1 pseudogene is annotated in these 362 nt (G+C 50.3%); it reads left to right on the top strand.

Annotated elements, in window-relative coordinates:
• Positions 1 to 201: 201 nt before the first annotated feature.
• Positions 202 to 362: pseudogene (locus QP324_RS11920) on the top strand (helix-turn-helix domain-containing protein); the annotation flags it as partial.

The following is a 362-nucleotide window of genomic DNA, read 5'->3' as shown; positions in this document are numbered from 1 at the left end:
TGAACTGCTCCCCATTAGTTGGACTGAGAAATCAGTTTCCGATTAGTGGGGAGTAGTTTTCATTGAGAGCCCGAAGTTTGGTGAGTGAGCATCAGCGGGAGCAGTTGGTTGAACTATTTGAGCAAGGCATAGGCTATCGTGCCGCTGCTACTGCTCTTGGTGTCTCCAAATACGCCGCCCGTATGCTCTATCGTCGGTTTAAACTGCATGGCAGACTATGTCTTGTGGGAAAACCGACTAAGCAGCAGTATTCGTTCGAAATCAAGAAGGAAGTTGTCCAACGCCACCTTTCTGGTGAGACAGCGATGAATCTTGCGCGCGAGTTTGGCCTGTCATCAGAGAAGCTGGTCAGCGGATGGTCG

This window comes from Corynebacterium sp. UMB0012, from assembly GCF_030216265.1.
Taxonomy (GTDB): Bacteria; Actinomycetota; Actinomycetes; order Mycobacteriales; family Mycobacteriaceae; genus Corynebacterium.
The sequence above is the reverse complement of the archived record's forward strand: the minus strand, read 5'-3'. Positions and strand labels throughout refer to the sequence as shown.